At 40.6% G+C, this 21,523-nt stretch carries 12 protein-coding genes and 2 pseudogenes; 1 reads left to right on the top strand and 13 read right to left on the bottom strand.

Annotated features, from left to right (window positions below):
- Positions 1-87: 87 nt before the first annotated feature.
- The 7 genes and pseudogenes from AB2B50_RS00480 to mecA all read right to left on the bottom strand — a co-directional run.
- Positions 88-240, bottom strand: a pseudogene (locus tag AB2B50_RS00480) (helix-turn-helix domain-containing protein); the annotation flags it as partial.
- A gap of 81 nt (positions 241-321) precedes the next feature.
- Positions 322-1,437: a peptide-methionine (R)-S-oxide reductase MsrB gene (msrB, locus tag AB2B50_RS00475; RefSeq protein WP_320692300.1), complete on the bottom strand. Its 1,116-nt coding sequence runs from the start codon at positions 1,435-1,437 to the stop codon at positions 322-324.
- A gap of 9 nt (positions 1,438-1,446) precedes the next feature.
- The gene (locus tag AB2B50_RS00470) at positions 1,447-2,007 is read right to left on the bottom strand and encodes a redoxin family protein (RefSeq protein ID WP_320692301.1); all 561 of its coding nucleotides are present in this window, start codon (positions 2,005-2,007) and stop codon (positions 1,447-1,449) included.
- 159 nt (positions 2,008-2,166) lie between these two features.
- Entirely contained in the window at positions 2,167-8,295 is a 6,129-nt protein-coding gene (locus tag AB2B50_RS00465; protein ID WP_320693280.1) for a ZmpA/ZmpB/ZmpC family metallo-endopeptidase, read from the bottom strand.
- Between the two features lies 1 nt (position 8,296).
- Entirely contained in the window at positions 8,297-8,860 is a 564-nt protein-coding gene (locus AB2B50_RS00460) for a TIGR01440 family protein (protein WP_320692303.1), read from the bottom strand.
- An 891-nt stretch (positions 8,861-9,751) separates the two neighbouring features.
- Positions 9,752-10,138, bottom strand: a pseudogene (gene tnpA / locus AB2B50_RS00455) (IS200/IS605 family transposase); the annotation flags it as partial.
- Between the two features lie 194 nt (positions 10,139-10,332).
- Positions 10,333-11,070 carry an adaptor protein MecA gene (mecA, locus tag AB2B50_RS00450; protein WP_320693270.1) on the bottom strand — a complete coding sequence of 246 codons (738 nt, stop codon included), beginning with the start codon at positions 11,068-11,070 and terminating at the stop codon, positions 10,333-10,335.
- 124 nt (positions 11,071-11,194) lie between these two features.
- Between mecA and AB2B50_RS00445 the strand changes: the two genes are divergently transcribed.
- Positions 11,195-12,673 (top strand): oligosaccharide flippase family protein, encoded by a 1,479-nt coding sequence (locus AB2B50_RS00445; RefSeq protein ID WP_320693271.1) that lies wholly within the window; start codon positions 11,195-11,197, stop codon positions 12,671-12,673.
- A gap of 362 nt (positions 12,674-13,035) precedes the next feature.
- Here the strand turns inward: AB2B50_RS00445 and AB2B50_RS00440 are convergent, their stop codons facing one another.
- The 6 genes from AB2B50_RS00440 to AB2B50_RS00415 form a co-directional block, all read right to left on the bottom strand.
- Entirely contained in the window at positions 13,036-14,295 is a 1,260-nt protein-coding gene (locus AB2B50_RS00440; RefSeq protein WP_320693094.1) for a TRZ/ATZ family protein, read from the bottom strand.
- Positions 14,296-14,568: 273 nt separating this feature from the next.
- Positions 14,569-16,317, bottom strand: a complete 1,749-nt coding sequence (locus tag AB2B50_RS00435; RefSeq protein ID WP_320693095.1) for an ABC transporter ATP-binding protein — start codon at positions 16,315-16,317, stop codon at positions 14,569-14,571.
- Position 16,318: 1 nt separating this feature from the next.
- Positions 16,319-18,043, bottom strand: a complete 1,725-nt coding sequence (locus tag AB2B50_RS00430; RefSeq protein ID WP_320693096.1) for an ABC transporter ATP-binding protein — start codon at positions 18,041-18,043, stop codon at positions 16,319-16,321.
- Between the two features lie 50 nt (positions 18,044-18,093).
- Positions 18,094-19,032, bottom strand: coding sequence for a peptide-methionine (R)-S-oxide reductase MsrB (msrB, locus tag AB2B50_RS00425; protein ID WP_320693097.1), 939 nt, complete (start codon positions 19,030-19,032; stop codon positions 18,094-18,096).
- A 277-nt stretch (positions 19,033-19,309) separates the two neighbouring features.
- On the bottom strand, positions 19,310-20,179 hold the full coding sequence (gene thrB / locus AB2B50_RS00420) for a homoserine kinase (protein WP_320693098.1): 870 nt from the start codon (positions 20,177-20,179) through the stop codon (positions 19,310-19,312).
- Between the two features lies 1 nt (position 20,180).
- On the bottom strand, positions 20,181-21,467 hold the full coding sequence (locus tag AB2B50_RS00415) for a homoserine dehydrogenase (protein WP_320693099.1): 1,287 nt from the start codon (positions 21,465-21,467) through the stop codon (positions 20,181-20,183).
- Positions 21,468-21,523: the final 56 nt, after the last annotated feature.

Below are 21,523 nucleotides of genomic sequence, written 5' to 3'. Positions count from 1 at the left end.
TTTTGTTGATTTTTTTACAAAATATTTTCGAGATAAATTGATATTTTTTAAATAAAAAAGCGGATCAGCATTGGCTGAACCACATTTTTAGTCTGGCACATACTCCAATATATCACCTGGCTGGCATCCTAGTTCTTTACAAATAGCTTCAAGTGTTGAAAAACGTAGAGCTTTAGCCTTACCTGTTTTCAATATTGAAAGATTTGCGGGAGTAATCCCAACACGTTCGATTAAATTGCCATACCGCTTCTAAAATCCAAATTCTACACTTCTTATGAATTAAAATATATTTCTAGTAAACACTTTTTAATAATCTCAAGATTACTCAACATAATCCAACAAATAGCCATAGCCCCTTTCTTCCATTTGATCCTTTGGGATAAAATGGATAGATAGACTATTGATACAATAGCGTAGACCTCCCTTGTCCTGAGGTCCATCTGTGAAGACATGGCCTAGGTGGGAATCCCCTGTTCGGCTTCTGACTTCAGTTCTGACCATATTGTAGGACTTGTCTTCCTTGTAGGTCGCAACATCTGGACTGATAGGCTGGGTAAAGCTAGGCCAACCACAACCTGATTCAAATTTATCTTTCGAAGAAAAGAGGGGTTCTCCAGTTGCTACATCTACATAAAGGCCTGCTTCAAATTTATCCCAGTAACGATTTGAAAAGGCACGTTCTGTTTGACTGTTTTGAGTCACTGCATACTCCTCTGGTGACAGGAGTTTTTTCAATTCATCGTCGCTCGGTTTTGGATATTGACTAGCATCAATGACCGGATAGGATGCTTGATTGACATTGATATGGCAATATCCATTAGGATTTTTCTGGAGATAGTCTTGGTGGTAGTCCTCAGCCACAATAAAATTGCTTAAGGCTTCCTTTTCAACCGCTAGAGGCTGGTCGTATTTCTGAGCAACTTGTTCAAAAACTTGATTGATGACTTCTAGGTCCTGCTCGTCCTTATAGTAGACTCCTGTTCTGTACTGAGTCCCCACATCATTTCCCTGCTTATTTTTGCTAGTTGGATTGATAATGCGGAAATAATGGAGCAAGATTTCTTTTAGAGAAATTTGATTGGCATCGTAGGTCACATGAACAGTCTCAGCATGCCCGGTTTGGCCGATCAATTCATACTGGGTTGTTTCTCCTCTGCCATTCGCATAGCCAGAAACAGCATCTGTCACACCTGCCACTCGTGAAAAATACTCTTCGACTCCCCAGAAACAACCTCCAGCTAGATAGATTTCATGTAAGTCCGCATCTTTACTTGGCTCAGTTTTTTTCGTGACTTTTTGACCTTGACTAACTGCTGCCTTCTCGATTTGAGTGGTATCGGTGTAGCCTGCGCTTCTTTTTTCCAAAAGAAATAAAAGTCCAATAATAATGCAAATGATGATTCCTATGAATACAATTATTTTTAATTTATCATTCATGATGAGCCTCTAATCTATGTTTTTTAGCATCTGTAAAATAGTTTCCTTGTCCATAAAGCCCGGCTGGGTCTTCACTAGTTTACCTTCTTTATCAATAAAAGCCTGAGTCGGATAAGAACGAACTCCATAACTCGCTAAAAGTTGTCCCGAAGGGTCTAGCAATACTGGTAAATCTTTATAGTCCAAACCTTGATACCATTTTTTAAAGGCTTCTTCTGACTGCTCTCCTTTTTGACCAGGAGAAACGACTGTCAAGATGACATAGTCATCGCCAGCTTCTTTTGCCAGTTCATCGGTATCAGGGAGGCTGGCTAGACAAATAGAGCACCAAGATGCCCAAAATTTGAGATAGACCTTTTTACCCTTATAATCAGATAGATGGTAGCTTTTCCCATCAACTCCCGCGAGTTCAAAGTCTGGAACTTCATCTCCTTTTTTGGCAGTTTGAGAGCTGACTTGCGCTTGTTTGTCTCCATTTTGTTTATCAGCCTCGCTCGTCGTCTGATTTTTACAAGCCGATAGACAAACCAGACTAGCGCAGACCAATACAGTTGCTTGCCATGTTTTCATCTTCATTACCTTCCTCGTTTATCATATGAATATAGATATTCACTTTGTAGTTCTATTATATACCTACCTTGCTAAAAATACTTAGAATCTGTTTGGAAAATCAATAATCTTCTTGATTACAAAAAAACTCCCACCTGCTAAGCAGATGAGAGCTTTGGATTATTTAAAGATTGAAGTTTTAAAGCTATCTGTTTGTTGAAGAAGTTTCTTAAAGAGTTTTTCTTTCAAAGCAACAGTATTGTCAAATTTAACAGATCCCTTACTTAGAGTAGCCTTATCTTTATCAACTGCTTCAGCAAATGCGCGTTTCAAGTCTTCATAGCTATTGTATGTTTTACCATCAATTTCAATAGATTGAATTCCATTTTTAGCACTTGTCACAACTTCTTTGAAGTAAGCTTTCTTCCAATCTTCAAGATTGTTGAATTTTCCTTCAGAAATCTTGTTAATGATGAAGTCATCACCTAGAGTATCTTTGCCAGCTTTTTTAGATTCAGCTTTTAGCATATTAGATGCATAGTTTAAGAATCCTTTTTCGTAGCCATAGTATCCCCAGATTCTGAAGGTATTGTGTTTAAATGACATGGCTCCAGGAGCACCTTCACTTGTGTTACCACCATAGATACCAGACATCATTGGAACGTTCACATAAGCAGAATCAAAGTCAGTAGGATTATAAACTCTGTTACCTGGACCACGGTTAGTCATAAAGTTATTGGTTACTAAGTCATCTACTGTGCGTAAAGGAATAGCTTTTTCCTCATCACTTAAAGGTCTAACCTTATCGAATTGGTTCTTGGTGTTATTTCCTCGGTATTGCTTATCAACCTTCTTGAACCAAGCATTGTTCAAATCTTGATTTGCCTTATCGAGAACAGCCTCTCCTTCCAGGTAATCCAGAAGCATGAGGGTGTCATTGTAGCCCTTCATGTAACGATCAATTTCGTCACGTGATTTCAGATCATTTGGATTGGTGTTATACCATTGATTTCCATCATTTGGACGTTCATAAGCCATATTGAGACCTAGGGCTTTATATTCACCGTTTGGATTTGATACGGATGGAGTTTGCAACATTCCTTGTGCAAATGCTTCAAGATCTGTTCCTTCACGGTGTCTTGAGCCACCTAAATAAACCATTCGGTCATTGACGTGAGTCGTTTCGTGAGTAAAGGCAGAAACTCCAAAATCACTAATCATGTCCGTCACCATAAAGAAGACAGAGTCATCTTTATATGGATTGGCATAAACACGAGCTACCGCTCCCATACGCCAGTCTGTTGCATGGTAACGTCCTGTAGGTCCGTATAATTCACGAATAGGAGCAACATCTTTACCACTATTAGTGTGACCGTATTTATCAGTACTAATATCTTTATAGTTTTGGTTATCTAAAACAGGTGTTGGAACCATGTTATTGCTCTTCAAGAGTTGATTACGAACCTTGTCAGTTGCTAGACGTGACCAGAAGTCTAGATAATTCTGTTGCCCTTTTGCAACCTTATCAATTTCAGCTTTGAAAGCATTACGTTCTGCTTCAGTATACTTACCATATTTCTCAAATGAACTATAAGCCATTGTATTGTAAGTTGAAATCAAGAACATATGAGCATCTTTCAAGTTCAAGAGTGGCAAGATCATCTTACCGTGCATATCATTGTTTAAACCTTCGTAGGCTCTATGTTTCTTATCAGCAAACTCAGGAGTTGTTGTTTTTGGTTCCACGATATAGACATTATCTTTAGTTGATTTAATGAACCAATCATTTAGATCTTTGTCTTCTGTGAATAGACGCATATTATAGTCTAAGAAACTGTTTAACTCGCCTATACCGATAACTCCACCGATAGTTTCGCGATAAGCTTCTAAAGTTCTATCACCTTTAATGTTATTTTCTTTAGAACCAATCTTAATCAAGAAGTCTAACACATTGACATTTTTACCATAGAAGTCTGGTTTGAACAACATGAGTTGCTTGATATTGAAGTTATCAAACTTAACTCCGTAGTAACGATTGAGGTAAGACAAACCAAGAAGAACAGCAGCCTTGTTGTCATCAATCTTCTTGATCAAGGCACGTTTAGCAGCTTCATCTGTGTTTAATTGATGATCTTCATTTTCAAGCAACTGTTTCACAAATTTAGCCAGATTATCCTTAACTTCTTTGAAGCTTTCTTCTAGGTAAAGATCTTTTATAGCGTTAACTTTATTTGGTCCTGTTCTACCTAGGTGTGTGTAGATAGGATCTGATTGCAATTCTACTGGGCTTAATTTTTCAACGATAGCATTGATGAGATCACTGCGGTCTTTGTCAACCATGTTTGGAGTGTAAACAACTTCTCCAAGTTCAGCAATGCTGTACTCTTTGACTTGTTTGACCTTAGAGTCTTTCGGTGAAACAGTAAAGATGTCTTTAGTCTTATCACCATAATGAACCATAATATGGTCAGCGTCAGCCAATTCTGTCACAAAGGCATTGCCCTTCATGGCAGTAACAGACAAGATTTCCTTGGTCAAGAGAGGACTACCAGCAGCCAATTTGTTTCCTTGGTTAACAATCCACTCTTTGTTGTAGAATGGTTGCAATTTTTCGATATTACGGTAGGCAAGTTCACGAGAAGCGTCGTAACCATCGATTGTTTTGTATTGATCAGCTTTGTTGACAATGTTATTGAGTTTGTCTTCAACAGGTTTGGTGCTTTCAAATTTATCAGCAGTGATTCCCATTGCTTCAATCTTCTTGTCAGCTTCTTCTTGTGAGATGCTAGGAATCTTACGAGAATTCTTATAAGATTTATTACCCTCACTTACTCCCTCAACACTAAAGTTACGTTTTGTTCTTGAATACGTGAAGTAATCATCGGCGTCAATATCAGAGTGACCAAAGACCATCTCACCTGTTTTGACTTTCATCATGGTGATGTTGTCTTCAATAGCACCCAAGGCCCAGTTGGTACCCAGCAAGCCACCAGATTGAACAGCTTCTTTCAGCTCGATAGAACCTTTAGCAACTGAATTTCTGAGAACACCTTCTCTTCCTAGTGTATTGTTATCTCCACCATTTTGAGAAGAATAAACTAATCCTGCAGCTTTTGCCTTGTTACCAGTAATTTCAGCATCAACGTAGGCTTTTTCTACGATACCTTTCCAGTTTTCACCTAGAACACCTGCTAAGTACCAACCTTTATTTCCAGCAGCGTGAATCTTACCGATAAAGGCAACATTACTTACCTTACCACTACCATCAATTTTATTGATAATACCAGCTACATCGTTGCCCCCGATAACATTACCTGTTACTTTAACATTTTCGACAGTCGCATTATTTTTGATAACATTTGCGATTGGTGCTACTCGATCAAATCCAGGCATGTCAATGTTGACATTTTCAAGCAAGAGATTCTTGACAGTACCACCTTCAATGTTACCAAACAATGGTCTCGTAATGTTATGGATGGCAAATTTATTACCTTCTGTACTTTCCAATGTTCCCTTGAAGGCATTGGTTACATAAGACTTGCCAGCTGGTTGCACGTTACTTGCATTCATACTGCTACCAAGCTTAAAGGTACCAGTAGGATTAGCCTGCATTGCTTTTACAAGGTCATTGAAATCGTAATAAACATCACCTTCATGGGCTTTTGGTTTAGCAAAGTAATGGACATATTCCTCTGTAAACTGATTATCTGCATTACGTTGGACTAGGTCTGGTGCTTTAGCAGTCACTTTGAACAATGCTTTACCATCAACTGTGACTTCTTCAATCTTATCAACAGCAAGTTTTGTCACCTTGTTATCATGAGTAGTCACTTTCAAGTAATAAGGTTTAACATCTGATGGTTTTGCTGACAAGAGACTATTATCAGTTTCTACACCTTGGTCATCAACACTGATAAGGCTTGTTTCCTTAATGTTTTTGACTTCGACTTTTTTGAGATCAAGGCGCAGTGGTTCTTCCGTGAGAACTACTTCTTCATTCCCATTTCCACGATCGTAAACCATCTTAGTCGCAATCTTGTAGTCCTTGTAGTATTTCAAGTTTGTAAGATTTGCAGTCAGGTCTCCCTCAGACATGTTGACTGTTTGAAGGCTAGTGTCTCCGTCTTTCAAAACAACTTCAAGAGATTTAATGGTTACACCTGTTGGTTTGACCAATTGGTAACGAACCTTGGCACTACGCTCTAACTCTTCTTTATCAATTTGAGTAAGTGTCAACGTTGGCTCAGTCAGGATTTGATCACCTTTTTTGATGATACGATCTTGAACTGCTTCAACAACTTCCTCTGAAATCGTTGGAGCATCTGCAGTTTTCACGCCCTTAAGAGTCTTATAGACTTTGGTAATCTTTTTCTTACCGTTTTGACCAGCTTGAGCAACAACTTCTGTTCCCTTCGGAAGAGTGCTGTCTACTTCTGTTCTTGTCTCGAAAGGAATTTCTTCAAATGAAACTTCTTCAACTTGACCTTCAATAGCCTTGGTACCACGACTAATTTTTTCGTTTACTGGAGCCTTAACAGTTTCTGTACTTGTGCTGATTGGGTCCCCAACTTTTTGACCATTAACAGTTTTATAAACGCGGTGAATTAGCTGACTTCCTGCTTGACCGTTTTGAATCACTGTTTCTTCATCAGTGTAACGAGTATCATCAGCTACATACTCCTTTGTATATGGAACTTCTACAGTTTCAGTTTCCGTGATAGTTGCTTCAGCTACTTTATACTCTGGTAATTCTGGCTGAACTAGGGATTCGCCTTGGTGACCTTCTTCTTGCGTGCCTTTGGCTGTAACCTCACCTGTATAAGCTGGGGATTCTGGTTGAACCAAAGATTCGCCTTCATGACCCTCTTCTTGGGTTCCTTTGGCACTAATCTCGCCTGTATAAGCTGGGGATTCTGGTTGAACTAGAGATTCACCTTCGTGGCCTGATTCTTGGGTGCCTTTAGCACTAATCTCACCTGTGTAGGCTGGCAAGTCTGGTTGAACCAGGGATTCGCCTTCGTGGCCGTCTTCTTGGGTGCCTTTAGCACTAATCTCACCTGTGTAGGCTGGCAATTCTGGTTGAATCAAAGATTCACCTTGGTGACCTGCTTCTTGCGTGCCTTTGGATGTAAGCTCGCCGGTGTAGGCTGGCAACTCTGGTTGAACCAGGGATTCGCCTTCGTGGCCTTCTTCTTGGGTGCCTTTAGCACTAATCTCACCTGTGTAGGCTGGCAATTCTGGTTGAATCAAAGATTCACCTTGGTGACCTGCTTCTTGCGTGCCTTTGGATGTAAGCTCGCCGGTGTAGGCTGGCAACTCTGGTTGAACCAGAGATTCGCCTTCGTGGCCTTCTTCTTGGGTGCCTTTAGCACTAATCTCACCTGTGTAGGCTGGCAACTCTGGTTGAACCAAAGATTCGCCTTCGTGGCCTGCTTCTTGCGTTCCTTTAGCGTTAATCTCACCGGTATAAGCTGGAGCTTCTGGCTGAACCAAGGATTCACCTTGGTGCCCCTCTTCTTGCGTTCCTTTGGCTGTAATCTCGCCGGTGTAGGCTGGCAATTCTGGCTGAACTAGGGATTCGCCTTGGTGGCCCTCTTCTTGAGTACCTTTGGCTGTAATCTCGCCTGTATAAGCTGGGGCTTCTGGTTGAACCAAAGATTCGCCTTCATGACCTTCTTCTTGAGTTCCCTTAGCAGTCGTCATTTGCTCTGGTTGTTCTTGGAAGTCTGATGCTTTAAAGTAACCGACGTATTCGTATCCTTCTATTTGAATGACACCTTTTGCCAAGTCCTCTTGACTACTTGCTGCAATCGTTTGATTGTAGGACACTAAGATTTTATTCTCAAATGCTTGAGCTGACTGAGGGATAAAGTAACTACCACCTAGAGCTCCAATAAAGAGAAGGCCAAGCATTTTATTGCGGTGCTTTTTAGACATCACCACAACAATCATAGACGCTGTTGCAAATCCTAGAGTTGCCAGTGCTAACTCTTTGCTTCCAGTGTTCGGCAATTGTTGAGAATTCATTTCTTTCTTTCTGTAAACAAGATAGACAACATCATCTTGCTTTAAATCAGAAGGAAGTTCGTGATGGATCAAAGCTTTTTCTGCTTCTGTCAATTCTTGTTCAGCCAAATAACGGTAATGAACTTGGTTGGGTGTTGCCACTTCGTTAGCTGAAACAGTTTCAACTAAAAAGTTATTTGCCCCCAAAAGAAATGTCCCGATAACCGCAGAACCGACACCAACCGAGAACTTCCGAATAGAGTATTTAATGACTCTCTCAAACTGCATTTTTCTAGTATTCATTTTATATCTTCCTAATATGATCTATTGGATAGTGAGCACGCGCCCCTCCAATGAGTTTTGGTCGACTAGCAAGTGCCGTTACATGAGCCTGACCAATCTCTCTTAAGACTGGCCGAATGGGTACCTGAACATGTTTGATATGCATACCGATAGCTGTATCACCAATATCCAGACCAGCATCTGCCCTGATAAATTCGACCTCCACGGGATCCTTCATATAGCGAAAGGCGGCCAACTGACCAGAACCTCCTGCATGTAAGGTCGGGAGTACACTCACAATCTCCAACTGATGTTTTATAGCTACTTCTCGTTCAACAACTAAAGCCCGATTGACATGTTCACAACCTTGAACAGCCAGGTGAATTCCCTTAGCCGTCAACAGTTCCAACATAGTCTTGACAATAAGTTCACCGATTTCCTGACTCGAATCTTTTCCGATGTGTCCTCCCAGCACTTCACTCGAAGACAAACCTAAGACAAATAGTGCTCCCTCCTGTAAAGAAGCCTTGTCTAATACATCTTCAAGTATCTGCTGTGTTTCTGTTTGAATCCGTCTTTGGTCCATATTTCACCTCGCTTTTTTTTCATTCTATCATATCGTTTTTCATCAATTTTAGCAAGATTGGAAGACGTTGGAATACCATTTGCTAGGATTCAAAAACTATATGAGGGCTCTTTTTAAAAACTGATTCAAATTCATCTAGTTTCAAATATAAGATAAATTATACTTTGAAAACAAAAAAAATATAATAGTTTAGTAAGATCGTTGATGTAACAACATTTACACCTAAAAGATTTGTCTGTCAATTCGATTATAAGCTACCGAAAAGCAACTTCCACCATTCTACCCCATTTCTTCTATTAAATCTACTACTTTGCTTATTTTTTAGCCACTTTTTTGTCCTTGTAGATTTAGATGATGATTCAGAAAATTTTCATGAAATTATGCTAAAACTTTAATTTTATCCTCAAATTATAATATGTCAGTTTTTTGAATACAAACTGTATCCAATATTTTTAAAAACTAGATTTTATAGAGAAGATAACAAAAGGCGGTGGGACAGAAATCGATAGACAAAGTCTCGATTTCGTAGTCCCAGCCCCGCGAGGATGATTAGTAGCTTTTTGGAGTCTAAAAGACGAACAAAAAGTTCAATCAGCTACCGCGTCAAAGTTTGATTGCTAATCACGACCACCCGTCTAACGGGTGGTTTGCACCAGGGCTATAAGCCCAAATTACCAGCCAGCACCTAAAGACGCTGGTTTTCACGTTGTTCAAGCCTCATTGCTCTTGACTCGTCACTTGCCTCTTAAAGAGGCGTGAGTATTACTTACCACTATCCCTAAAGGAATCCTCATATTTTTTTACACTTAATTTATCTAGTACTATATCATGCTTTACTCGTTCTCAAATTTTCATACTCGTGAAGAAATCATCCACTGGATAATTTCTTTAATCTTGAATATATTTCTTAATTGTGGCTTCATTAAGCCCTACTGTACTCACATAATAACCTTCTGCCCAGAAATGCCGATTCCCAAACTTGTACTTGAGATTAGCGTGTTTGTCAAACATCATGAGTGCACTTTTTCCTTTTAAATAACCCATGAAACTTGAAACACTTATCCTCGGTGGAATACTGACTAACATATGTACATGATCAGGCATTAAGTGACCTTCGATAATCTCAACCCCTTTATAACTACATAATCGGCGGAATATTTCTCCTAAACTACTTCGATATTGATTATAAATGACTTTTCGTCTATACTTAGGGGTGAACACAATGTGATACTTACAGTGCCACTTTGTGTGTGATAAACTATATGTCTTTTGTGCCATGGTTTTCTCCTTTCGCTTTACAATTGGCTTGAACACCTTTATTGTATCGCGTTTGGAGTTTTTTGGTATAACCTTCGACGCGCACCCGCATAGCGGGTGGTTTATTTGTATCGCACCTCACGGAGCGAGACGGACTGAAAGTCGCATAATAAAAAGTGAGGTCGGGATCTTTTGTCCCAACCTCTTTTTCTAGATTAAACTTTTTGGAGTCCTTGAACCGCATCATGATTGATGAGCACTTGACCATATTCTTGTAGAACCGAACGACTGATATCACTATCATCCGCAAATTCTCGCATACGAGCCAGTAACCAAGCTGGATAAAGATTTGGTCGATCCTCTACATCCACTAAGACTGTCAGATAATACTGGTCATTCATCTTATAGAGTTCTGAAGTTTCCATTTGGTAGTCAACCATTTTGGCAAAAGAAACCAAACTAGCTAAATTGTCAAAGCGTAAGATGTAGTAGATATAAGGTTCTCTTTTTCCTTCTTCTACCCCAAGTGCTTCGTCAAGCGCTGCTTCCTCTTCCTTTTCAACCTGTTCTAAAGATTGAATAGCTTCAATATCGTCTTTAGTTTTTTCTGCCATGGTTTTCTCCAAGGTTTTCAAAAACTCATCTGGAGACATTTTAGCTAACTCATCCATATCAGGAAGATCTGCCAAATCGTCAAAATCCAAATTCTGGTCAATCTTAGACTTGGTCACAAAGACATCAACCTTATCTGGCTTAGGAGTCACTCGGAAGCTAAGCATACCCGTATCCAAAAAACTGTCTGGCATCTCTAGCTCATCCAAAATGGCATAGAAAAATTCTTCTGTTTTCTCTTGTGGAACGAGAAAGTCTGCGATTTCCATTCCACGATCCATCAAATCTTCTAAAGACATGGTGATCTTTAAAGTCGTATCACTGATTTGTTTCATTTTCATAGTTCGTAACCTCATACTTTCAGTTCCATCTATTATACAAGATTTCACAGATTTTATCAAAAGAATGGCGTTGGAATGTGATATAATACTAGTATCTATTTTAGAATATAAGAAAGAAAATTTCATGAAGAATATTAAAGTAAATGCTTTGGCTAGCTTGCTGGTCAATATCTTAAATATCGTTTTTCCTTTGATTACTAATCCCTATCTAACGCGGATTCTTAGTAAATCGAATTACGGTTACTTCAACACAGCTAACACCTGGGCGAGCTTTGTCATTCCACTCGCTGCCTTTGGAATATACAATTATGGGATTCGAGCTATCAGTAAGGTTAAGGATGATAAAAGTAAGATCAATTATGTCTTTTCTAAGTTATTCTATATTTCCCTGATTACTTCAATTCTGACAACTGCAATTTACTTCCTCTTTATTCATTTTGATACTAGTATTGTCAATCTGAAAATCCTTTACTATATCCTTGGAATTCAAGCCCTCTTCCAATTTCTGAATATCGAGTGGATGAATGAAGCCTACGAGAACTATTCTTTTATCCTTTATAAAACACTGGTTATCCGAATTGGAATGTTAGTGGCTATCTTTGCCTTCGTTAAGACACCTGATGATATCGTCCCTTATGCCACAATCATGAGTGCGACAACCATTATCAACTATCTACTTAGCTTCCTATGGATTAAACGAGAGGTTTCCTTTGTTAAGATTGAGTTCATCGAACTTCTCAAGTCATCTAAACCACTCTTAACCATGCTCCTTCTAGCAAATGCTAATATGCTCTATACCTTGCTAGACCGTATGTTCATCACTAAAGGACCTGATGAGAATTTTATCTCCTACTACACCATCGCCTCCAGTATCGTTATGCTGATCGCTAGTGTCCTCAGTGGAGCTATCAACGTCAGCATCCCACGACTTGGTTATTATTTAGGAAAAAAAGATTTTACTTCTTATAAAAATTTGGTCAATCAGGGCGCATCCCTCTTTTACTTCCTCATGGTTCCTACCAGTATTGGTATTATGGTTTTGGGAACCTATGCTACAGTTATCTACTCTTCTGAGAAATATCTAGAAGCAGGAATCGTAACGAGTATCTTTGCCTTTCGTACCATTATCTGGGCTATCGAATTAATCCTTGGAAAACAGATTATCTTTATTAATGACCATGAAAATCGTTTGACTGCCTTTTACTTTATCGGTGGCGGTGTCAATGTAGTCCTAAACTCTCTACTCCTTTTCAATAATATCTTTAGTCCTGCATACTACATTGGAACAACCATTATAGCTGAATCAATCGTAGTTCTGCTAGAAATTCGCTTTATTCAAAAACACAAACTATTGGATTTGAAAGAGATTTTTAAAACTCTGGCTCGCTACACAATCGTATCACTTGGTTTCATCCCAATTTATTATGTTTTTAAAACCCTCTTCCAAGTTCATAGCTATGAAGTTACGATGAAGATGATTAGCATGGTTCTTTCTACAATCGCAGCTTGTGGCATCTATTACGCCATCACCCTCTTTATTATCAAAGATAAAACACTTCATTATACGCTTGACTTAGTTCGTGCTAAGATTAAAAGAGGATAGAGGTCTTTATCCCTCTCAAAAATGTTCAAATTAAATATCTTGCAACAAAAGAGGCTGGGACAAAAGTCCTAGCCTCTCAATTGTCTTTGGATTGTCGAGCAAGACGCAGTGGGTGAGTGGGCTCTACTACGCTGATTTCATCAGATGTTACAGCCCTACTCAACTGTGCGGAGGTGGGACGACGAAATCGAGTTCTAACGAATTACCGATTTCTGTCCCACTCTCTTTTCTATGCATCCAAGAGCATCTCAAAACATTGATTCTCAATAAACTTAAAGGATAAATTAGAAAGCTTTAGGTTATGGCAGACCACATCAAAACGATATTGACCCAGCTTGAAAATGTTTTTGAAGAAAATCACTTTACAAGGCTACTGTTAATACTTGCCCTGCTCTTACAACCTGCTCTCCTGCAATGTAAACATCGTCGACATCACTGGATTTCACGGCATAAACGAGGTGAGACAGCATGTTTTCTTGTGGTTGGAGATGGATTTTTCCTTGGGGCTGGATGACGAGAAAATCAGCCTGCTTACCGACTTCTAGACTACCAATCTCATCTTCCATTCCCAACACCTTAGCTCCTTCAATGGTCAGTGCCTTGAGGGCATTTTCGATTGGAAATTGGCTAGCATCATCACTCTTCATCTTCTGTAAGAGTGCTGCAGTCCGCCCTTCCTCAAACATATCGAGATTATTGTTAGAAGCAACTGAGTCTGTCGCAATACCAACCGGTACTCCTGCTTTTTGAAGTTGGACGACTGGGGCAATCCCTGAGGCTAGCTTGAGATTGCTGATAGGATTGTGGGCGATAGCGACTCTCGAATCTGCCAAGCGTGTAATTTCTGCTTCATTTAACTCAACACCGTGAGCAAATACAGCCTGATGATCTAAATACCCAAGTTCATCTAGAAAGGCTAATGGGCGTTTGACATAGCGTTTCAGGATAATGCCTGACTCTTCCTGTGTTTCTGCAACATGGATATGAAGAGGAATGTTTTCTTCTTTTGCTAGCCCAAGACTTGCCTCTAACAATTCTCGACTACAACTATAGGGCGAATGAGGAGCCACCATGACCTTAAAATTTGGGTCTTGATAGCCTTTGATTGTCTCGATGACAGCTCGAGTTCTGGCTATGGTTTCATCCGTCGTCTCGGTTTCTGAAGAAAAGAGAGTTGGAGAAAAATAGCAACGCATCTTAGAAGCTTTGACTGCCTCATAAATCTCAGCTATATCCACTCCATTAGGATTGTACATATCATTGAAAGTTGTCGTTCCTGACTGGAGCATCTCTGTTAGCGCCTCTTTGACGGCCTTTGTAGTCATTTCTGGTGTGAATTCTGCTTCTGCTGGCCAGATATAGTCCTCCAGCCATTCGTGGAGATTGCTATCATCACGAATCCCTCTCAAGCCTGTCATGGCAGAGTGAGTATGGCAGTTAACCAAACCAGGCATGATCCAAGCACCCTGATAGTCTATGATTTGATCTGCTTGTTTAAGAATCTCTTGATTTTCCTGACCGACATAGACGATTTGGGATTCTTTGACAGCCAAAATCCCATCTAGATAGACATGGAAATCTTGGTCACAAGTCACGATATTTACATGCTGAAAGACTTTCATTCCTAGGCTCCTTTTCTAAATTATACTCTTCTAAAATCTCTTCAAACCGCGTCAACGTCACCTTGCCGTATGTGTAGGATACTGACTACGTCAGTTCCATCTACAACCTCAGAACAGTGTTTTGAGCAACCTGCGGCTAGTTTCCTAGTTTGCTCTTTGATTTTCATTGAGTATTAGCTTTCATACCAGATAATTTTTCTAGCTATTGTAACAAAAAAGTCACCCGAAGGCAACTTTTCTTGTTGTTTATTGGTATTATAAAGGCTCTCCCATTTATTCTGGGCTAAAAGCTGCTGCTTTTTTCATTTGATAGTATTTACCTTTTCTCGCCATGAGTTCCTGATGATTGCCATATTCGACAATATCTCCATCGACCAAGACAAGAATCAAATCAGCATCTTGAATGGTCGATAAACGGTGGGCAATGATAAAGCTTGTGCGCCCCTTCATGAGTTTAGCAAAGGCATCCTGAACCAAGACCTCTGTCCGAGTATCGATGGATGAAGTTGCTTCGTCTAAGATGAGAATCTTAGGAATGGCTAGAAAAACACGGGCAATGGTTAAAAGCTGAGCCTGACCGACAGACAAGGATTCCCCTGCATTTTCAAGCTTGGTATCATATCCCTGTGGCAATTGTTGGATAAAGAAGTCTGCGTTAGCTGCCTTGGCTGCTGCAATGACCTGCTCTCGGCTAGCATCAGGATTGCCAAAAGTAATATTGTCATGAATGGTTCCTTGCTTGAGCCAAGTTTCTTGAAGTACCATCCCAAACTGCTGTCGAAGAGAAGCTCGGGTATAGTCATAAATGGAGCGACCATCTAGCAAAATATCCCCTGAATTAATCGGATAAAAACGCATGAGGAGATTGATGAGGGTAGACTTACCAGCACCCGTTGGTCCAACGATGGCAACCTTGCTACCAGCTGGAATATCAATAGACAGATCCTTAATCAAGATCTTTTCAGGACTGTAACCAAAAGAAACATGTTTAAAGGAAATAGCTCCCTTGACTTGGTCGCTGTTCAATTCTTTAAGACCAGTTTCTGTAACCTCAGGACTTTTTAGAACAGCATAAACACGTTCTGCACAAGCTAAGGCGCTTTGCAACTCAGCTAAGACTGATGAAATATCGTTAAAAGGCTTGGTGTACTGCTGCACATAGTTCAAAAAGGTCACTAAACGCCCAACCGTCAAAGTAGAACCCGCCATGATGCGCAAGGCTCCAACACCAGCTAGTAGTGCATAAATAAGGGAATTGACAAAACGGGTGGAAGGATTGACTGTCGATGAATAAAAGATAGCCGACTGAGAATAACCTGCGTAGTTGTCATTTGCCTCATGAAGTCTCTCGATAAATTCTTCCTGAGCATTGAAGGATTGGATAATATTCTGTTGGGTGAGCGATTCTTCTATCAACTGAGTCTGAATCCCCCTAGTCTCTGTCTGCTTTTGAAAGAGATGGTAGGATCTCTTAGCGATAAAGCGTGAAATGACCATAGATAGAGGTGTTAAGAGCAGAACCAAGAGAGTCATCAATAGATGGATTTGGAGCATAGCAAGGATGCTGACTAAAATCATCAAAACTCCTATGAAAAATTGGTTGAAAATCATATTCAGACCCGCTGCCAACTGCTCGATATCTGTCGTGACACGGCTGACCATTTCTCCACTACCTTGTCTATCTACAAGGGCAATCGGAAGACGATGGAGCTTTTCAATGATTTTTTCGCGCAAATCTCTGGTATAGGAGAAAATCAGTCGATTATATAGAAGGGGATTGGCCCATTGTACTAGAGTATTTCCAATCACCACTATAATCATCTGGAGGAAAATCTGCCAAAATACCTGAGATGAGCCCGTCACTAAAACTTGGTCAATCACACGTCCAATCAAGATTGGCAGATAGATTGATAGGGCTACCTGAGCAATGGTACCCAAGAAAGCCAGGAAAAGAAGGACGGGATGGCCAGCTAAATCTTTTGCTAATCGTTTAAGGGTTTGACTTGCATGTTTGCCTTTCATTCTAGTCCTCCTTTCCATGTTGGGATGCATTGATTTCACGATAGACTTGGCTAGTCTCCATCAATTCCTCATGATTTCCAAGTGCTAATTGCTCCCCTTTCTCTAAAAGGAGAATTTGATCAGCAATCTTCAAGGTTGAAGTTCGTTGGGAAATCAAGATCAAGCTGGTATTTGGCAGGTTATCTTGAACAGCCTTCAGAAGATTAGACTCGGTAATGGTATCAAGGGCAGAAGTCGCATCATCGAGGATGAGAAAAGGAGTTTGACGTAAAACTGCTCGAGCAATAGACAAGCGTTGTTTTTGCCCACCTGAGAAATTACGACCGCCTGCTTGGACCTCTGCATCAAGCTGTCCTTCCTTTTCACTGACAAAATCCTTGGCCTGGGCAATTTCTAAAGCCTGCCAGAGTTCTTGGTCAGAGACAGGGTCTTCCATACCCAGACTCAAGTTAGAACGAATGGTTCCCTTAAAGAGTTCAACCTTTTGAGGAACATAGGCTATCCAGGAACGCCATTCAGAAAGATTGCGAGGACTACGTCCATCTCGATAAAGGGAAATACTTCCCTTATCTGCCGTATAAAGGCCAAGTAGGACCTGTACCAAACTTGACTTACCAGAACCAGTCCCCCCGATGATTCCAAGAATCTCCCCCCGTTCCATATCAAAAGAAAGATTTCGCAAGGATGGTTGAGCAGCATCTGGGTAGGTAAAGCTCAAGTGTTCAACTCGTAAGGACTGGTTCGAGGAAGTTTCTTTTTGAGCAATTTCTGCCAGTATATCTTCAGGCTTTTCTGCGAAGACTTCCTCAATACGCTTAGCTGATATATAAGACTGGTTGAGTGAATTAATGAGCATGGCTAGCTTGATCAATTCGACCAAGATTTGCAGGAGATAGTTGATTAAGGCAATCAAGGCACCTTGACTGAGCCAGCCTCCCTGGATAGAAATATAGCCATTCCAGATAATCACTAACAAGGTTCCGTTGACGATCAAATAGGTCAAGGGGGTCAAGAGACTGGACCAGTAGCCTGTTTTCATTTGGATAGCCGTATAGACTTGATTAAGTACTTGGAAGTTCTCGATTTCTCGTCTTTCTTGGCCAAAGGCACGAATCACACGCATCCCTTGTATCTGTTGGCGTGTTTCCTGAACCAGCTGGTCTGTTTTCTTTCTCAAAATACTATAGAGAGGATTGACCAAGCGTGATAATACGACAATGACAAAGGACAAAATGGCAACCATGACCAAAAACCAGAAGGTCAATTCAGGCGAGAGACGATAAGCCATAAAAATGGCACCAAAAACAATAATAGGAGCCCTTAAAAATAGACGTAAAAATTGATTGATCCCTGTCTGAATCTGATAGGTATCTGAAGTCAAACGCGTCACCAAACTCGAGGTCGTTAAACGGTCTCTACTATCCTTGGGCAAGGAAAGAATATGACGATAGAGGTCATTGGTCAACTCCTTAGTAAATCCTACTGCTGCCTTGGCTGAGTAAAATTGAGCAACTAAGGCTACCAAAACGCCGATAACTGCAAACACAAAGAGGAGACCCATTTGCAGCCACAGATGCCCTTGATCTTTTTGAGGGATAGATTGGTCGACAATCCCAGCTATCACCATGGGTACTAAGAGCTCAAAAACAGCTTCTAGCAATTTAAACAAAGGTGCTAGAAAAGACTCCTTGAGGTAGGGTTTAAAGTAAGAAAGTAATTGTTTCATGTGTCCCTTCTATTTCCAAAATGAAGAAGGTGGAAAACCCACCATCTTTTTTATTTGTTCAAATATGGAAGTAGATAGCCATAGCCAGCTTCCTCCATTTCATCCTTAGCGATAAAACGTAAGGATGCAGAATTGATACAGTAACGGAGACCACCTAGTTCCTGAGGTCCATCTGTAAAGACATGTCCCAAGTGAGCATTACCCGAACGTGAACGAACTTCAATTCGCTCCATCCCGTGACTCAAGTCTTGATAGTAATGGATAAGCTCTTTAGAGATTGGTCGGCTAAAACTTGGCCAACCACAGCCTGAAGCAAACTTATCCTTGGCAAAGAAGAGGGGCTCACCAGTCGTGATATCAACATAAATTCCTTCCTCAAAAGTTTGGTCATAAGCATTGCTAAAAGTAGCTTCCGTCGCAGCTTCTTGCGTAACTCGGTAGGACTCTTCTGACAAACTTTCTCGTAAAATTGCCTGACTAGGCTTTTCATAGTTAGCAGCGTCTATCAGTGGTTTCTCTGCATCTCTCACATCGATATGGCAATAGCCACCAGGATTTTTCTTGAGGTAGTCTTGGTGATAGTCTTCAGCTAAGATATAGTGGCGAAGCTCCTCCACTTCCACTGCAATTTTACGACCGATGAGTAGTTCTTGTTCACGAACTACTGTATTGATAGTCGGTAAATCCTCTTCATCTTGATAATAAATCCCTGTGCGGTATTGACGACCACGGTCATTTCCTTGTTGGTTGACAGATAGTGGATCGATAACTCGGAAATAATAGAGTAAAATCTCACGAAGCGAGACTGCCTTTTCATCATAAATAACTTGAACAGTCTCTGCGTGATCTGTTTCTTTGATCAGTTGATAATTGGTGGTTTCTACCTGACCATTGGCATAACCAACACTTGTTTGCAACACTCCAGAAATACGGGAAAAGAATTCCTCTAAGCCCCAAAAACAACCACCTGCTAGATATATTTCTGCCATTTCAAATCCTCCTTGACCGTCTATCGGTCGATAAACACGGGAAACATTTCATACTCTTCGAAAATCTCTTCAAACCACGTCAGCTTCGCCTCGCCGTAGATATATGTAACTGATATCGTCAGTCTTATCTACAACCTCAAAGCGGTGCTTTGAGCAACCTGCAGCTCGCTTCCTAGTTTGCTCTTTGATTTTCATTGAGTATCAGTTCCCACGTTTCATTTTCAAAAAAAGGACAGGAAGCCCTCTAATAGAGAGTTTCCCCATCCTATTGTTCTGTTTATTTTTCTTCGACGCGAACGCCTTGTGTATCTACTTGCAAATCATGAAGCTTGCCTTTGAACGGTTGTTTTTCAAGCTCTGCCTTAATTTTAGGCATCTTATCATGCTCAGCTAGAACCATAACAGTAGGCCCAGCACCAGAGAGGTAGGTCGCATAAGCACCATTTCTCTTAGCAACTTTTTTTATGGTCGCAAATTCTCGCACCAAATCTTGACGATAACGCTCGTGGAAAAGGTCACTCTCGATAGCTTGGCCAGCTTTGACCATATCTCCTGTCAGTAGAGCTGCAATAGCCACATTGGCGATAGAACTTGCTGCAACAGCTTCCTTGTATGATAATTTCTTAGGCAAGACACCACGACTATCTCGAGTTCGCAATTCATAGTTTGGAATATAAGCTAGGAAAGCACACTCTGGGAAAGGCGCCACAACAGCAGAAACCTGACCTTCTACCGAACTAGCAATGACGAGGTTTCCATAGATAGCAGGCGCAACATTATCAGGATGCCCTTCAATCTTAGTCGCCAATTGCAACTTATCGTGATCCGTTAATTTTAGGTTCCCTAATTGATTTGCTAGTTCAATCCCAGCAACGATGACCGAGCTCGATGAACCTAGTCCACGCGCAAGCGGAATATCGCTGACCATCTTCAGACGTCTAGGTTGGAGGTCTGGAACAATTTGTAGAGCAATCTTCAGCAAAAGATTACGTTCATCACGTGGAATCCATTTGCCTAATTGGTGCTCAATCATCCATTCTTCACGTTCCTCACAAACCTGAATTTCTAGGTACTTAGTTACAGCTACTCCAACCGAGTCAAAACCAGGACCCACATTGGCACTTGTAGCAGGTACAATAATCTTCATCTTAGTCTCCTAAAACCTTGAAGGTGTTGAGAAGTTCAAACTCGGCTACCGCCTTCAAAGCTGCTGTAATATTTTCAAGCTGGGCCTTGTTGATTTTATGAGTGATGATGACAACACGAGCCTTGCCTTCTTGCTTACCATCTTGAAGGATTTGCTTGAAGGAAATATCTTCTGCGTTAAAGAGCTCAGCCAATTTCAAGACTTGCCCTTTTGAGTCTGGAGCCAAGATTGAGAAATAATAGTTAGCTTTGACATCTTCTGGCTTAGCCAAGACTACTGGACGACTATATTCATTAAAGGCTTTTCCAATTGTTCCATCATTCAAACGACGAACGATGCGGGCAATATCAGCCACAACACTTGTTGCAGTTGGTTTTTGACCTGCACCCGGTCCATAATACATAGATTCACCAATACCGATAGACTCCACAAAGACAGCATTCATAACACCGTTAACACTTGCAAGTGGATGTGCTTTAGGAAGGAAGGTTGGTGTAACCTCAGCAGCAATTCCAGAAGCTGTTTCTTCGATAGAACCAACTAGTTTCACAACATAACCAAGTTCTTGAGCTACTGCTACATCTTCTGGAGTAATGTTGCGAATTCCTTGGTGGCCTACATCTTCAAACTTAACATTCATTCCAAATGCAAATTGGCTGAGGATGACCATCTTGTAGGCTGCATCAATACCGTCAACATCATTGGTTGGGTCGCTCTCAGCAAAGCCAAGTCGTTGGGCTTCGGCAAGGGCATCAGCGTAAGACCAACCTTCTGTTACCATTTTGGTCATCATAAAGTTAGATGTTCCGTTTACAACACCAAGAACACGTGTGATTTTGTCTGATGCTAGTGAGTTGACCAAGGTACGAAGGATTGGGATTCCTCCTGCAACAGCTGCTTCGTAGTATAGGGCAACATTGTGAGCTTTGGCTACCTCAAGCAATTCTGCACCATGGACTGCCAAAAGATCTTTGTTAGCTGTCACGACGTGTTTCCCTGCTTCTAAAGCACGAGTGATAAAGGTTTTAGCAGGTTCGATACGCCCCATCAACTCAACAACAATCGTGATGTCTTTGTCTGACAAAATTTCATCGATATTTGTTACAAAATTAAAATCATTTCCTGCTTCAAGCAAGCGGGCTTTCTCTTGATCGTCTTTGACCAAAACTTTAGCTACTTCAATTTCTGACTGGGCTGCTTGAACAATTTTTTCTCTATTTTCCTTTAGCAAGAATGGCACACCACTGGCTACTGTACCAAATCCAAGTAAAGCAATCTTAACTGACATGTTTGTCTCCTTGAAATTTTCTAATAGTCCTATTATACCAAAATTGTGAGAAAATT

Source organism: Streptococcus fermentans (genome assembly GCF_040888305.1).
GTDB lineage: Bacteria > Bacillota > Bacilli > Lactobacillales > Streptococcaceae > Streptococcus > Streptococcus fermentans.
Note: the sequence above shows the minus strand (reverse complement) of the source record. Positions and strands in the feature narration are given on the sequence as shown.

Coding starts and splice junctions, on each gene's coding strand:
- thrB (WP_320693098.1), bottom strand. CDS start 20,179: ATGAAGATTATTGTACCTGCTACAAGTGCCAATGTGGGTCCTGGTTTT.
- mecA (WP_320693270.1), bottom strand. CDS start 11,070: ATGAAAATGAAACAAATCAGTGATACGACTTTAAAGATCACCATGTCT.
- AB2B50_RS00470 (WP_320692301.1), bottom strand. CDS start 2,007: ATGAAAACATGGCAAGCAACTGTATTGGTCTGCGCTAGTCTGGTTTGT.
- AB2B50_RS00465 (WP_320693280.1), bottom strand. CDS start 8,295: ATGAATACTAGAAAAATGCAGTTTGAGAGAGTCATTAAATACTCTATT.
- AB2B50_RS00440 (WP_320693094.1), bottom strand. CDS start 14,295: ATGAAAGTCTTTCAGCATGTAAATATCGTGACTTGTGACCAAGATTTC.
- AB2B50_RS00415 (WP_320693099.1), bottom strand. CDS start 21,467: ATGTCAGTTAAGATTGCTTTACTTGGATTTGGTACAGTAGCCAGTGGT.
- msrB (WP_320693097.1), bottom strand. CDS start 19,032: ATGGCAGAAATATATCTAGCAGGTGGTTGTTTTTGGGGCTTAGAGGAA.
- AB2B50_RS00435 (WP_320693095.1), bottom strand. CDS start 16,317: ATGAAAGGCAAACATGCAAGTCAAACCCTTAAACGATTAGCAAAAGAT.
- AB2B50_RS00460 (WP_320692303.1), bottom strand. CDS start 8,860: ATGGACCAAAGACGGATTCAAACAGAAACACAGCAGATACTTGAAGAT.
- AB2B50_RS00430 (WP_320693096.1), bottom strand. CDS start 18,043: ATGAAACAATTACTTTCTTACTTTAAACCCTACCTCAAGGAGTCTTTT.
- msrB (WP_320692300.1), bottom strand. CDS start 1,437: ATGAATGATAAATTAAAAATAATTGTATTCATAGGAATCATCATTTGC.
- AB2B50_RS00445 (WP_320693271.1), top strand. CDS start 11,195: ATGAAGAATATTAAAGTAAATGCTTTGGCTAGCTTGCTGGTCAATATC.